Source organism: Streptomyces sp. 378, assembly GCF_030124145.1.
Classification (GTDB): domain Bacteria; phylum Actinomycetota; class Actinomycetes; order Streptomycetales; family Streptomycetaceae; genus Streptomyces.
In genome coordinates this window covers 112,064-125,969 of the sequence record NZ_JASKMS010000013.1, presented here as the reverse complement: position 1 = coordinate 125,969, position 13,906 = coordinate 112,064, and the positions used below count along the sequence as shown (strand labels likewise).

Genomic DNA, 13,906 nt, shown 5'->3' with positions numbered 1-13,906 from the left:
GCGCTTCAGGTATGGCGGGTTACTGCATGACCGCCATGGCGAGCGCCCGGCGGGCACGCAGCGAAGCGCGCTCCGCCCTGCGCTGCATCCGGCGGGCGGCCACCAGGCGCACGGCCTGTCGGTCTCGCTCCGCCTCCTGCAGTCGCTCGCGCATATGCGCACGAGCCATGGCTTCTGGAATGAGTTGCATCTCTCGGGTCCTGTTCTGACGCGAGTCCTTCGCGCCGCTGATGGTGAAGTCTTGGTTCGCGGAGCCTGCGGGCTCGTAAGTGGACGGCTTCATCGGGGCCTGCTTCTGGGGGTCGTGCGTGAAGGGACGGTCGATCGTTCCTGCGGTGTTCATGCCGAGACCGGGTTCTTGCGCGGGCGGCCACGCGGCCGCTTCCGGGCGACGACGACACCCTGGACGAACAGCTCGCCACCCCAGACGCCCCAGGGCTCACGCCGCTCCTTGGCACCGGCGAGGCAGGCCTCGACCAGCGGGCAGGTGCGGCAGAGGGACTTGGCGTACTCGACGTCCGCGGGCGACTCGGCGAAGAAGACCTCCGGGTCGTAGGAGCGGCACGGGACGGGCACACCCAGGTTCTCGATGGCGTCATCGAGCGCGGTGAGCGCGGTGAGCGGGGTCAAGGCGGGGTCCTCCGTGGAGCCGGGCTTGGGGATCGTGTCGGAAGGCGGTACGGACGGGGCGTGCGCTTCGAGTTGCACGGTTCGTCTTCCTCGTCTTGTCGTTCCGGCCTGTTGGCCGGAGGGTGGTGGTACCGGGTTCTTTTCTTGTCCCGAGGCTCCTTCGGTCCGTCATCCCTGTTCAGGGACAAACAGAAGGGCCGCGGATCCCGGATGGGGTTCCGCGGCCCTGAAGGCGCCGGCCTGATCGGCGATCAGGCTGGATCACTCCAGGGTTCTGGCCCACGGAAGGCCCACATCTGGTGGTGCTGCGTCGTCTGCTTCCGGCATCCGGCACCGGTCGCCGTAAAGGCATAGGCCAGCGCCTGTGCCTCTACTGCCGCTTCCAGTGCCTTGGTCGGTCGCTCATTGCGCTCACGAACGGGAAGGCCCGCGGGAGCAGCGAAGGAGGACGCCGGAAGGACGGCACGAATGCCGGACAGACCGGTGCCCAGGGTCGAAACGCCGAGCATGCACGCGGAGACGGCCGAGCGATCGGTCATTTTCACGATGCTGACGGAGCTGGTGTTGATGCTGATCACTGGACTCGCCTCCTCTCGGCGTCTCGGGGGACCGGGTGAACCAGTCCTACGGATATGCAAGTACAACACGGGATCAGCGCCTCCGAGAAGGTCGCTGCTCTCGTGCCTAAGAACCTATGGGGATTGCTGGGGCATGCGCAAACTATTTTTTCGACGAGTTCGTGTCAGTCCTGATCTGTGTGCTCCGGGCCTGACTGGCCTGCGCAGATGGCCAGGACATCGGCCCCGTAACGGGTGAGCTTGCGCATCCCGACACCCGGAATGCGGGCGAGCTCGCGCTCGTCGTCGGGAGCGGTCTCGGCGATCGCCATCAGGGTCCTGTCCGTGAACACGCAGAACGCGGGCTGACCACTGCTGCGGGCCTGGTCCGCCCGCCACTCGCGCAGCCGCTCGTACAGGCCCTCGTTCATGTCGGAGGGGCAGTCGTCGCAGCGCATCAGCTTCATCCCGCCCGGGTCGGTCAGCGTGCGTCCGCAGACCCGGCAACGGGCGGGGACTCGCTGGGTCCTTCTCGGGGCGGACCCCCTGGTTCCGGGGATTCCGCGCTCGATTCCGCCCGCTCCGCCGGTGGTGATGCGGCCCGTGGTGGCCGTCGAGCCGGGGCGCAGCCCGTCGAGGAAGCGACTGGGGCGGCGGTTGGGACGGCCGCCGGGTGAGCGGGAGAGCGCCCACGAGACATGGAGGTGTTCGCGCGCGCGAGTGACCCCGACATAGAGGAGGCGGCGCTCCTCCTCGATCTGCTCGTCGGTCTTCGCGTAGGTGATCGGCATCATGCCCTCGGTGACGCCGACCAGGAAGACGACGTCCCACTCCAGGCCCTTGGCCGAGTGCAGTGAGGCGAGGGTGACGCCCTGCACGGTGGGGGCGTGCTGGGCGTTCGCCCGTTCGTCGAGCTCGGCGACGAGGTCGGCCAGTGTGGCGCCCGGTTTGGCGGCGGCGAAGTCCTGGGCGAGGTTCACCAGGGCGGCGAGGGACTCCCAGCGCTCTCGCACGGCACCGGAGCCGGCCGGTGGCTGCGGCGTCCAGCCCTCCCCCGACAGCACGGCACGCACCTGGGAGGGGAGGTCGACGACGTCGTCGAGAAGGGAGTCGTTGCCCCCGAAGCGAGCCGCGCCGCGCAGGGCGATACCCGCCTTGCGCACCTCCGGGCGGTCGAAGAACCGCTCGGCGCCGCGCAGCTGGTAGGGCACCGCGGCGTCGGCCAGGGCCTGCTCGTAGGTCTCGGACTGGGCGTTCGTGCGGAAGAGGACGGCGATCTCGGAGGCCGGGACCCCCGAGTCGATGAGCTCGCGGATCCGGCGGGCCGCGCCCTCCGCCTCCGTCGGCTCGTCGGTGTACTCGGCATAGACCGGCTCGGGCCCCGGAGCGCGTTGGGAGACGAGCTCCAGGCGGTGGTCGGCGGCCCGGCCCCGGGCCTGGGCGAGCAGGCCGTTGGCGAGGTGGACGACCTGGGGGGTGGAGCGGTAGTCGCGGACCAGTTTGACGACGGTGGCGCCGGGGTGGCGGGTGCGGAAGTCGAGCAGGTGGTCCGGGGTCGCTCCGGTGAACGAGTAGATCGTCTGGCTGGCGTCCCCGACCACACACAGGCTGTCCCGCTCACCCAGCCACAGTTCGAGCAGGCGCTGCTGGAGAGGGCTCACGTCCTGGTACTCGTCGACCACGAAGTGCTGGTACTGGGCGCGGATCTGCTCGGCGATGTCGTGCCGGTCCTGCAGGACGGCCACGGTCAGCAGCAGCACGTCCTCGAAGTCGATGACGGACCGCTCGCGCTTGACGTCCTCGTAGGCGGCGTAGAGCTGGGCGATCTCGGCGGGGTCGCGGGGGGACTCGCGTCCGGCCTTGGCGGCGGCGGGCGCGTAGTCGGCGGGGACGGTCTGGGTGACCTTGGACCACTCGATCTCCGCGGTGACGTCCCGCAGCTGGCCCCGGTCGAGCCGGATACGGCAGGCGGCCGCCGCGTCGGCGACGAGCTGGATCTTGCGGTCGACGAGCCGGGGCATGGAGCCACCGATCGCTTTCGGCCAGAAGTACTGGAGCTGGCGCAGGGCGGCCGAGTGGAACGTACGCGCCTGGACGCCGCCCGCGCCGAGCTGACGCAGTCGGCCGCGCATCTCCCCGGCGGCGCGGTTGGTGAAGGTGACGGCGAGGATGCTGGACGGATGCAGGATGCCGGCACGCACTCCGTAGGCGATGCGGTGCGTGATCGCCCGGGTCTTGCCCGTGCCCGCGCCCGCCAGGACGCACACCGGACCGTGCAGGGCCGTGGCCACCTCGCGCTGCTCAGGGTCGAGCCCTTCGAGCACCGCGTCGGCGGAATCCGGTACCTGCGGGAACAGGGTGGAGTGCGTTGCTGCTGTCACACAGCCATGCTGCCAGGTCGCGAGAGACGGCCGCGCCGGTTGTCCACAGGCGGGCACTGATAGTCGTACCAATGCGGCAGGCGTCATGTCGGGCCGGTGCCGGGGCACGGGAATGGTGGACCTTTCACATACGTTCCCTCACTGCGACCACCCGCCCCGAGCCAATGAAGGAGCACGAGCGACATGCTGGGCACTGTGACGATGTACAGCACCACGTGGTGCGGCTACTGCCGCCGGCTGAAGAGCCAGATGGACCGCGAGGGCATCGCGTACACCGAGATCAACATCGAGCAGGACCCGGAGTCCGCCGCATTCGTGGAGAAGGCGAATGGCGGAAACCAGACGGTGCCCACCGTTCTGTTCCCGGACGGTTCGACGCTCACGAACCCCTCGCTGGCTCAGGTGAAGCAGAAGATCGGCGCCTAGTCGCCGTGCGCTGTACGGGGAAGGCGGCTCCTGAGGCAGCTCAGGGGCCGCATTTTCTTGGGCGGTCCCGCACCACTCTTCGTGGGCGGTCCCACACCCCGACGTAGCGCCACAGCAGTGTGCGACGCACGTCGCAGCCGGCAGGAGGCGGCGGAGGGCCCGCCGGCTCCGCCCGGGACGTGTTCCCGTACGGGTCGGTCATCGGGGCGGCCCCCGTCAGGCGGCGCTCCGCGACGGGAGCGGCTTGCCGTACCAGAGCTCGATCAGGCGGGCCGCGATCGAGATGCCGTACGGCGGGAGCACCTCGCCGGACTCGAAGGCGGCGCGAAGTTCGTCGCGGGAGAACCAGCGGGCTTCGTGGATCTCGTCGCCGTCGACATTGATCTCGGTCGAGGTGGCGCGAGCCATGAACCCCAGCATGAGGCTGGACGGGAAGGGCCAGGGCTGGCTGGCCACGTACTCGACCTGGCCGACTGTGATGCCGACCTCCTCGTGGACCTCGCGGCGCACGGACTCCTCAATGGACTCGCCGGGCTCGACGAAACCGGCGAGCGTCGAGAAGCGGCCCTCGGGCCAGTGGACCTGGCGGCCGAGCAGGACGCGGTCGTCCTCGTCGGTCACAGCCATGATCACGGCGGGGTCCGTGCGCGGGTAGTGCTCCGCACCGCAGGCCTGGCAACGGCGGATGTGCCCGGCGGCTGCGATGACGGTGCGCTCCCCGCAGCGCGAGCAGAAGCGGTGGGTGCGCTGCCAGTTCTCCAGACCCACGGCGTGCACCATCAGGCCCACGTCGCGGGCCGACAGCAGCGCGCCCGCTTCGCGCAGGCCCGCCGGGCGCGCGGACTGGTCCATGCGCCCGGGCAGGGAGTCCTTCTGGAGGGCGAAGTAGCTGACGCCGTCCTCGTCGATGCCGAGGAAGTAGCGGTGTGCCTCGGTGAGGGGAGCCTCGAAGGAGGGGGTCATGACGAGTTCGGTGCGCCCGTCCGCCGTCTCGTCGATGAGGACCTGTCCGCCGGAGACCACGAAGCAGCGGGTGGTGGGGTGGCTCCACGCCGCCGCGAGCCAGGCCTCGTCGAGCCGGTGGTGCGCGGCCCGGTCGATGCCGCTCGGGGCGGTGAGCGAGATGGGGCGGTCGGCGTTGTGGTCGGTCCAGGTGGTCACGGGTGCTTCCAACTCCCCGGTGGGACGGTCGGGTTCGGCAGGCGGTTCAGCGGGACGGACGGCGGGAGGCGACCGGGTCCGGCGGGCTCGGGCGGTGCGCGGCGGCACTCCCAGTGTGCCCCGCGCGTGTGGCCGGTCCGGGCGGCTCGGGACGCTCAGGGTGCATGGCGCCAGTTCTCGGCGAGGTCACCCCACAGGTACGCGGTGGTCTCGACGCCTTTGAGGAGCAGGTCGAGTTCGACTTTCTCGTTGGGGGCGTGCCAGCCGTCCGACGGGACGGAGATGCCCAGGAACAGCACCGGGGCGCCGAGGACGTCCTGGAGGTCCGCCGCCGGTCCGGAGCCGCCCTCACGCGTGAAGCGGACCGGCTTCTCGAAGGCACGGCCCATGGCGCGGGTGACCGAGCGCAGGGCCGGGTGGTCCAGTGGGGTCAGGCACGGGCGGGTGGCGCCACTGAACGCGATGTCGCAGCGGATCCCGGGCGGCACCTGCTGCTCGGCCCAGGCGCGGACGGCCTTCTCCACATGGCCGGGGTCCTGGCCGGCGACCAGGCGGAAGGACAACTTCAGCACGGCCGAGGAGGGGATGATCGTCTTGCTGCCGGGGCCCTGGTAGCCGCCGCCGATGCCGTTGACCTCCGCGGTGGGCCGGGCCCAGATCCGCTCCAGGGTGGTGTACCCGGCCTCCCCGAGGGTGGCGTAGGACTTGGCCGTGTGCAGCCACCGCTCCTCGTCGAAGGGCAGTTCGGCGAGCAGTTCGCGCTCGCGGTCGGTGAGTTCGATCACGCCGTCGTAGAAGCCCGGGATCGCCACGCGCGCGTGCTCGTCGTGCAGGGCGGCGACCAGGCGGGCGGCGGACGTCGCCGGGTTGGGCACCGCGCCGCCGAAGGAACCGGAGTGGATGTCCTGGGCGGGGCCGTACAGGCGTATCTCGCATTCGGCCAGGCCGCGCATGCCGGTGCACACCGTGGGGGTGTCCTCGGACCACATGCCGGTGTCGGAGACGATCACCGCGTCGGCGGCGAGCCGCTCGGCGTGCTGTTCGACCAGGGCGCGGAAGTGCGGTGAGCCGGACTCCTCCTCGCCCTCGATGAGCAGCTTGAGGTGCACGGCCGGGGTGGTGCGGCCGGTGGCGGCGAGGTGGGCACGGACGCCGAGGGTGTGGAAGAACACCTGGCCCTTGTCGTCGGCCGCCCCGCGCGCGTAGAGGCGGTTCCCGCGCACGACCGGCTCGAAGGGATCGCTGTCCCAGCCGTCCTCGCGGGCGGCGGGCTGCACGTCGTGGTGGCCGTAGACCAGCACCGTGGGCGCCTGCGGGTCGTCGCAGGGCCACTCCGCGAAGACGGCGGGTGCGCCCGGGGTCGGCCAGACCTCGGCCGTCGGGAAGCCGGTCTCCGTCAGCTTGGCGGCGAGCCAGTCGGCGCTGCGTCGTACGTCGGGCGCGTGGTCCGGCTGGGCGGACACCGACGGGATGCGCAGCCACTCGGCGAGGTCGTCGAGGAAGGCGGCGCGGTGCTGCTGGATGTACGTACGGACGACGCTGTCCGGGGTCTGGCTCATGGTCACGAGCCTATCGGCCCGCACGGACGTCCTCGGAGTGCGGTTCCTCACCGGGCCCGGCCACGGTCCGCGCTGCGTTCTGCGCGCCGGACGGCTCCTCCCGCAGCAATCGCTCCAGGGCGGCTCGGTCCGGCAGCTCCGCCGGGCGTACGACCTCGCCGCTGCGCACGTACAGGAACGCGGCCGTGACCGACTCGGGCGGGACGCCCTGCTGCTCGGCCCAGGCGAGGCGGTAGACGGCGAGCTGGAGCGGGTCGGCGGTGTGGGAGCGGTTGGTCTTCCAGTCGACGATTTCGTACGTCGCGTGCTTCCCGTCGCCCTGTTTGTAGACCGCGTCGATGCGGCCCCGGACGATCCGGCCGGCGATCTCGAGCTGGAAGGGGGCCTCCACCCGGTGGGGGGTGCGGTGTGCGTACTCGGTGCGCTCGAAGGCGTCCTTGAGGGCCTCCAGGTCCCGTTCGTCGGCGATCTCGGCCTCGCTTCCGGGCAGTTCCTCCGGCTCCAGCATGGGCAGCGTGAGCTCTTCGAAGCGAGCCTCGACCCAGGCGTGGAAGCGGGTGCCGCGCCGGGCCGCGGGCTGGGGCGGGCGGGGCATGGGGCGGGCCAGCTCCTGGGCGAAGCCGTCCGGGTCGGCGGCCAGGCGCAGCAGCTGGGACGCCGAGAGCGACGCCGGGAGGGGGACGTCGGTGACACTGTCGCGAGCGCGCAGGAGTTCGCCGGTGAGGGCGTCGAGGTCGCGGTCCCAGGAGGCGATGGTGCGGGCTTCCTCCGGGGTGAGGCGCCGGTGTTCCCGGCCGTGGGGGCCCGGGTGCTCGGGGGCGCCGGGGTGCGGGCGGGCGGCCGGGGGATCCGCCGGGGTCGGCTGGTGGGGGACGGTGGGGCGGGTGTTCCGGTCCGCCGGGTCTTCGCCGTAGGCGTCGACGAAGGTGCCCCCGCCGGGGGAATCCACCTCGAACGGGTCCTCGTACGGGTCCTCATCGAACGGGTCCGGTTCGTCGTACAGGGGTCCTTCGTAAGAAGGCCGGCCGTCGTCCGGGGGCGGCGGCCACTCCGGGTCGTCGAGGGCGTCGGGATCGTGAACGGCCGCGGGGTGTCCGTGCTCGTGGGACGCGAGGTCCTCCAGGTGGGCCAGGACGGTCTCGGCGGCCGCCCGGCGCCGGGCGAGGGCCGTCTCGTCCAGGGGCAGCGGCCAGACCTGGTCCGCCGTCGCCTGGTGCAGGGCCGGGTTCTCCGCGTCCTCGGCGGGTTCGTCCGCCCAGGCCTCGATCTCGCCGTACCCGGCTTCGCAGTGCTCGCGGAGGGCCTGGAGGAACGCGGAGGGTCCGCGGCGCTTCTTCTGGGTGGGCCCCCACCAGTGGCCGGAGCCCAGGAGGAGCGAGCGGGGGCGGGTGAAGGTGACGTAGCCGAGGCGGAGCTCCTCGGTGTGCTGGTGGTCCTTCATGGCCTCGTGGAAGGCCTTCAGCCCTCTGGCGTCCCAGGACGTCACGTCGGGCAGGGTGTCGGCGTCGCCGCGCAGGGCGTGCGGCAGGACCTTGCCCTGGGAGGTCCACTTCTCGCGCCCCTGGCCGCTGGGGAAGGTACCGGTGACCAGGCCGGGGACGACCACGACGTCCCACTCCAGGCCCTTGGACTTGTGGGCCGTGAGTGCCTTGACGGTGTTCTCGCCGCCGGGGAGGGCGTTGTCGAGTCCCTTCTCGTACTGCGCGGCCGTGCGCAGGAAGCCGAGGAAGGCGAGCAGGGACGCCTCGTTGTCGCCGGCGGCGAAGGAGGCGGCGACGTCCAGGAAGTTGGACAGGGTCTCGCGGCGGCGGGCGGCCAGGGCGTGCGGGGACGCCGACAGCTCCACTTCCAGGCCGGTGACGGCGAGGACGCGGTGCAGGACGTCCATCAGCGGGTCGGCCAGGGAGCGGCGCAGTTCGCGCAGTTCCGTGGCCAGCCGGGCGAAGCGCACGCGCGCGTCGGACGAGAACGGCAGGCCGTCGTCGTCCCCGCGGCCCTCCAGCGGGGTCTCCAGGAAGGTGTCGAGGGCGTCTGCGAGGGAGATCACCTCGGACGGGTCGACGCCTTCGACGGCCTCGGCGAGGCGGCGGTCCTGGTCGTCGTCGTCCGTCACGCGCGCGTGGGCCACGAGGAGCCGGGCGCGCCGCCCCAGCAGGGCGAGGTCGCGCGGGCCGATGCGCCAGCGAGGGCCGGTCAGCAGGCGCACGAGCGAGGCGTTGGCGCCGGGGTCCTGGAGGACCTCGCAGACGGCGACGAGGTCGGCGATCTCCGGCAGGTGCAGCAGCCCGGACAGCCCGACGACCTCGACGGGGACGTCCCGGGCGACCAGGGCGCCCTGGATCTCGGCGAAGTCGGTCGCCGTGCGGCACAGGACGGCGATCTCGCCGGGTGCCGTCCCGGTCCGGACGAGGTGGGCGACGGAGTCGGCGGCCCAGTCGATCTCCTCGGCGTGGGTGGGCAGCAGGGCGCAGCGGACCATGCCGTCGCGTTCGGCGCCGGGGGCCGGGCGGAGGGCCTCCACGCCCGCGTGCAGGGCGCGCAAGGGCTCCGCGAGGCCGTTGGCGAGGTCGAGGAGGCGGCCGCCGCTGCGGCGGTTCTCGCTGAGGGCCTGACGGGTCGCGGGGCGGCCGTCGGCGTGGGCGAAGTGCTCGGGGAAGTCGTCGAGGTTGGCGACGGAGGCGCCGCGCCAGCCGTAGATCGCCTGGCAGGGGTCGCCGACGGCGGTGACGGGGTGGCCGGTGCCCTCGCCGAACAGGCCTGCCAGGAGGACGCGTTGGGCGACCGATGTGTCCTGGTACTCGTCGAGCAGGACCACCCGGAACTCGTCGCGCAGGGCGCGGCCCACCTCGGGGACCCCGGCGAGCCGGGCCGACAGGGCGATCTGGTCGCCGAAATCGAGCAGATCCCGCTCGCGCTTGGCGGTCCGGTAGCGGGTGACCAGTTCGGCGAGTTCCCGCCGGGCGGCGGCCGCCTCGGGGACCTTGCGCAGGTCGGCGTTGCTGAGTTTGGCGCCCCGCAGCGTCAGCAGCAGTTCGGCGTCGTACGCGCGCAGTGCCTCCGGGCGTACGAGGTGCTCGGCGAGCTCGGCGTCAAGGGCGAGGAGGTCACCGACCAGGTCCGGGACGGAACGGGTCAGGGCCGGGTAGGGCCCGGGCGCCTCGCGCAGGACGCGCGCGGCGAGCTGGAAGCGGGTGGCGTCGGCGAGCAGCCGGGACGTGGGCTCGAGACCGATGCGCAGGCCGTGGTCGGTCAGCAGGCGGCCGGCGAAGGCGTGGTACGTGGAGATCACCGGCTCGCCGGGCGGGTTGTCCGGGTCGATGGCGTCGGGGTCGGTGACGCCGGCCTTGACCAGCGCCTTGCGGACACGCTCGGCGAGTTCGGCGGCGGCCTTGTTGGTGAAGGTGAGGCCGAGTACCTGCTCGGGGGCGACCTGGCCGGTGCCGACCAGCCACACCACGCGGGCCGCCATCACCGTCGTCTTGCCCGAGCCGGCTCCGGCCACGATCACCTGCGGGGCGGGCGGCGCGGTGATGCAGGCCGTCTGCTCCGGGGTGAACGGAATCCCGAGGAGCTCCTTGAGCTGTTCGGGATCGGTGATTCGGGCGGGCACAGCGAAAGGCTAGCGGCGGCCACTGACAGGAGTGACCGGATCGGCCTCCGGGAGCGAAGAAGCGCAGGTCGGCACAGGTGGTGCGATACCTCACTCGATGACGTGACGCCCCTCCTGCCGCGCGCTGCACGAGGCCCGGAACGCGCAGTGTGTGCAGTGCTGCCCCGCGGTCGGTGTGAACCGTTCGTCGAGGACCTTTCCGGCGGCGGTGGCCAGCAGATCACCGACCCACTCCCCCTCCAGGGGCTCCTGGGCCTGCACCTTGGGCAGGCTCTCACCGCCGTCGCGCTTGGCCGCCCCCTGCCGAAGGTGGACGAGTTCGGCGCCGCCCGGCTCGGGGCGTACGCCGTCGAAGGCCTCGTCGACGGCGCCCTCGCGCACGGCCAGCTGGTAGACGGCGAGCTGCGGGTGGCGCTCCACCTCCTTGGAACTGGGCGCCTGCTTGCCCGTCTTGAAGTCGACCACGTAGGCGCGGCCGTCGCCGTCCGTCTCGACCCGGTCCATCTGGCCGCGGATGCGCACCTGGTAGTCGCCCGCTTCGAGGGTGACGTCGAAGTCGTGCTCGCTGGCCACCGGGGTGCGCGCGGTGCGGTTCATGACGTGCCACTGAAGGAACCGTTCGAGCGCCACGCGCGCGTTGTCCTTCTCCTGGGCCGACTTCCACGGCGCGTCGAAGGCCAGGGCGTTCCACACGGAGTCGAGGCGTTCCATGAGGACGCCGAGGTCGGCCGGAGTGTGCCCGGAGGCCACCTCGTCGGCGAGGACGTGCACCACGTTGCCGAAGCCCTGGGCAGCCGTCGCGGGCGCGTCGGCCTTCACCTCGCGGCCGAGGAACCACTGCAGGGCGCAGGTGTTGGCCAGTTGGTCGAGGGCGCTGCCGGAGAGCACGACCGGCTGGTCCCGGTCGCGCAGCGGCACCTTGGACTCGGTCGGCTCGAACATGCCCCACCAGCGGTAGGGGTGGGCGGACGGTACCAGGGGGCGGCCGTCGTCGTCGGCGAGGGCGGCGAGCCGGGCCAGGCGGTGGGCGGCGGCCTCCCGGAGGGTGTCGGAGACGCGCGGGTCGACCGTGGTGGCGCGCAGTTCGGCGACGAGTGCGGCGACGGACAGCGGGCGGCGGGGGCGTCCCGTGACGTCCTTGGGTTCGACGCCGAGTTCGGTCAGGAAGCGGGAGGGCTGGTCGCCGTCGTCCGCGGGGGCCTTGACCGCGGTGACGACGAGGCGTTCACGCGCGCGCGTGGCGGCCACGTAGAACAGGCGGCGTTCCTCGGCGAGCAGGGCGCCGGGGGTGAGCGGTTCGGCGAGTCCGTCGCGGCCGATGCGGTCGGCCTCCAGGAGGGAGCCTCGGCGGCGCAGGTCCGGCCACAGGCCCTCCTGGACGCCGGCGACGACCACGAGGCGCCACTCCAGACCCTTGGAGCGGTGCGCGGTCATGAGGCGGACGGCGTCGGATCGCACGGCACGCCGGGTGAGGGTGTCGGCGGCGATGTCCTCGGCGTCGATCTCCTCCAGGAAGTTCAGGGCTCCCCGGCCGCCGGTGCGCTCCTCGGCGCGGGCGGCGGTGGCGAACAGGGCGCAGACGGCGTCCAGGTCGCGGTCCGCGTTGCGCCCGGCGGCGCCGCCCCGGCGGGCGGCCCGCTCCAGCCGGCCGGGCCACGGCGTGCCTTCCCACAGGTCCCACAGCGCCTCCTCGGCGGTCCCGCCGCCGGCCAGGCGCTCGCGGGCCTTGCGCAGCAGCGCGCCGAGGCGCTGGGCACCCCGCGCGTACGTGGGGTCGTGCACGGCGAGCCGCTCCGGCTCGGCGAGCGCCTGCGCGAGCAGCAGGTCGGAGGGAGGGGGCAGCGGGTTGCCCGCGGCCCGTTCCTCGTCGCGCAGGGCGCGGCCGAGACGGCGCAGGTCGGCGGCGTCCATGCTCGCGAGGGGGGAGGTCAGGAGAGTGAGGGCGGTTTCGGTGTCGAGCCAGCAGCCGTCCTGCCGTGCGGAGGGGGCGTCGTCGGAGGAGGAAGCCTCCTCCGACTCCCGAGAGGGAGGGACCTCCTCGGGTTCGCGAGAGGGAGAAACCTCCTCGGGCTGCCGGGGCTCGGGGAATCCCGCCTCCGCCGCTGCGACCGCCCGCAAGGCCGTCAGCAACGGTGCCACCGCCGGTTCGTGCCGCAGCGGCACGTCATCACCGTCGACGTCCACGGGGACGCCCGCCGCCGTGAGGGCGCGGCGGACCGTGGGGATGGTGCGGGAGCCGGCGCGCACCAGGACGGCCATGTCGCTCCACGGGACGCCGTCCTCCAGATGGGCCCTGCGGAGGATGTCGGCGATGTTGTCCAGCTCGGTCCCGGACGTCGGGTACGTGTACGCCTCGACACGGCCGCCGTCCCGAACGGGGGCGAGTTCGCGATGGGCGCGCACCTTCTCGGCGGGCAGGCGGGTCAGCGGCATGCGCTGCGTGAGCAGCCTGGTGGCGGCCAGCAGGCCGGCGCCGGAGCGGCGGGACGTGCGCAGTACCGAGACGGGGGCGGGGCGGCCGTCCGCGCGCGGGAAGGCGTGCGGGAAGTCCAGGATGCCGTTCACGTCGGCGCCGCGGAACGCGTAGATCGACTGGTCGGGGTCGCCGAAGGCGACGAGGGTGCGGCCGTCGCCTGCCAGGGCGTCCAGCAGCCGCACCTGAGCGGGGTCCGTGTCCTGGTACTCGTCGACGTACACGGCGTCGTACCGGGCGGCGAGCCACGCGGCGACCTCGGGGCGGCGGGCGAGGAGCACCGCGCGGTGGACGAGCTCGGCATAGTCGATCACGCCGTGCAGGTCGAGCACGTCGAGGTACTCGGCGAGGAAGGCGGCCGCGGCGCGCCAGTCGGGGCGGCCGGTGCGGCGGGCGAAGGCGTCCAGGGCGTCCGGGCCTAGGCCCAGTTCACGACTGCGGGCGAGTACCGCGCGGACCTCGTCGGCGAAACCGCGGGTGGTCAGGCAGGCGCGCAGTTCGTCCGGCCAGCGCACGTGTGCGAGTCCGAGCCGTTCCAGATCGACCTGGCCCGCGAGCAGCTCCCGCACGGAGACGTCCTGCTCGGGGCCGGACAGCAGCCGCAGCGGCTCCACGAACAGGTCGCTGTCCTGGTGGGCACGGACCAGGGCGTAGCAGAACGAGTGGAAGGTGGTCGCCCGGGGGGCGCGGGCCGCCCCGGTCCGCAGGGCCAGGCGGTCGCGCAGTTCGACGGCCGCCCGGCGGCTGAAGGTGAGCACCAGCACACGCTCGGGGTCCCCGCCCCGGGCGACGCGCTCGGCCACCGACTCCACGAGCGTGGTGGTCTTGCCTGTGCCGGGACCTGCGAGGACGAGCAGCGGGCCCCCCGGGTGGTCAACCACGGAGCGCTGCGAGGCGTCCAAATGAGGGGGGTCCACCCGAGCGGGAGGGGTACGTACCAGTCGGTAGGCGCCACGACTCCCCTGTCGCACCCGGGAGTGCGACAGGCCGCTGGTGAAGGAAGAGGAGCTCACGTGGTTCGCCGGTTCTGGTGGAAGTGCTGGGTGGCGGGCCACCGCACGAGGCGGGCGGTGACCGCGGGGTGACGGGGGCACGCGGAGCCGACGCTA

General features: G+C 72.6%; 9 protein-coding genes. 1 reads left to right on the top strand and 8 read right to left on the bottom strand.

Annotated elements, in window-relative coordinates; genetic code table 11:
• Positions 1 to 19 precede the first annotated feature (19 nt).
• The 4 genes from QNO09_RS19485 to QNO09_RS19470 all read right to left on the bottom strand — a co-directional run bounded on the left by QNO09_RS19485 (position 20) and on the right by QNO09_RS19470 (position 3,655).
• On the bottom strand, positions 20 to 343 hold the full coding sequence (locus QNO09_RS19485) for a putative WhiB-interacting protein (RefSeq protein WP_283971480.1): 324 nt from the start codon (positions 341 to 343) through the stop codon (positions 20 to 22).
• Positions 340 to 708 carry a WhiB family transcriptional regulator gene (locus QNO09_RS19480; RefSeq protein ID WP_283971479.1) on the bottom strand — a complete coding sequence of 123 codons (369 nt, stop codon included), beginning with the start codon at positions 706 to 708 and terminating at the stop codon, positions 340 to 342. The genes QNO09_RS19485 and QNO09_RS19480 overlap by 4 nt, the downstream gene beginning before the upstream one ends.
• A 173-nt stretch (positions 709 to 881) precedes the next feature.
• Positions 882 to 1,208: a hypothetical protein gene (locus QNO09_RS19475; RefSeq protein WP_283971478.1), complete on the bottom strand. Its 327-nt coding sequence runs from the start codon at positions 1,206 to 1,208 to the stop codon at positions 882 to 884.
• Positions 1,209 to 1,372: 164 nt separating this feature from the next.
• A complete protein-coding gene (locus tag QNO09_RS19470) occupies positions 1,373 to 3,655 on the bottom strand; it encodes an ATP-dependent DNA helicase UvrD2 (RefSeq protein WP_283971477.1) in 2,283 nt (760 codons plus the stop codon).
• Between the two features lie 96 nt (positions 3,656 to 3,751).
• Between QNO09_RS19470 and QNO09_RS19465 the strand changes: the two genes are divergently transcribed.
• Entirely contained in the window at positions 3,752 to 3,994 is a 243-nt protein-coding gene (locus QNO09_RS19465; protein ID WP_003992805.1) for a mycoredoxin, read from the top strand.
• Positions 3,995 to 4,210: 216 nt separating this feature from the next.
• On the opposite strand, the gene nudC is transcribed toward QNO09_RS19465, so the two are convergent.
• The 4 genes from nudC to QNO09_RS19445 all read right to left on the bottom strand — a co-directional run bounded on the left by nudC (position 4,211) and on the right by QNO09_RS19445 (position 13,810).
• A complete protein-coding gene (gene nudC / locus QNO09_RS19460; protein ID WP_283971476.1) occupies positions 4,211 to 5,155 on the bottom strand; it encodes an NAD(+) diphosphatase in 945 nt (314 codons plus the stop codon).
• 155 nt (positions 5,156 to 5,310) lie between these two features.
• A complete protein-coding gene (locus QNO09_RS19455; RefSeq protein ID WP_283971475.1) occupies positions 5,311 to 6,714 on the bottom strand; it encodes a dipeptidase in 1,404 nt (467 codons plus the stop codon).
• A 10-nt stretch (positions 6,715 to 6,724) separates the two neighbouring features.
• Positions 6,725 to 10,324 (bottom strand): ATP-dependent helicase, encoded by a 3,600-nt coding sequence (locus QNO09_RS19450; RefSeq protein ID WP_283971474.1) that lies wholly within the window; start codon positions 10,322 to 10,324, stop codon positions 6,725 to 6,727.
• A 90-nt stretch (positions 10,325 to 10,414) separates the two neighbouring features.
• Positions 10,415 to 13,810 carry an ATP-dependent helicase gene (locus tag QNO09_RS19445; RefSeq protein WP_283971473.1) on the bottom strand — a complete coding sequence of 1,132 codons (3,396 nt, stop codon included), beginning with the start codon at positions 13,808 to 13,810 and terminating at the stop codon, positions 10,415 to 10,417.
• Positions 13,811 to 13,906: the final 96 nt, after the last annotated feature.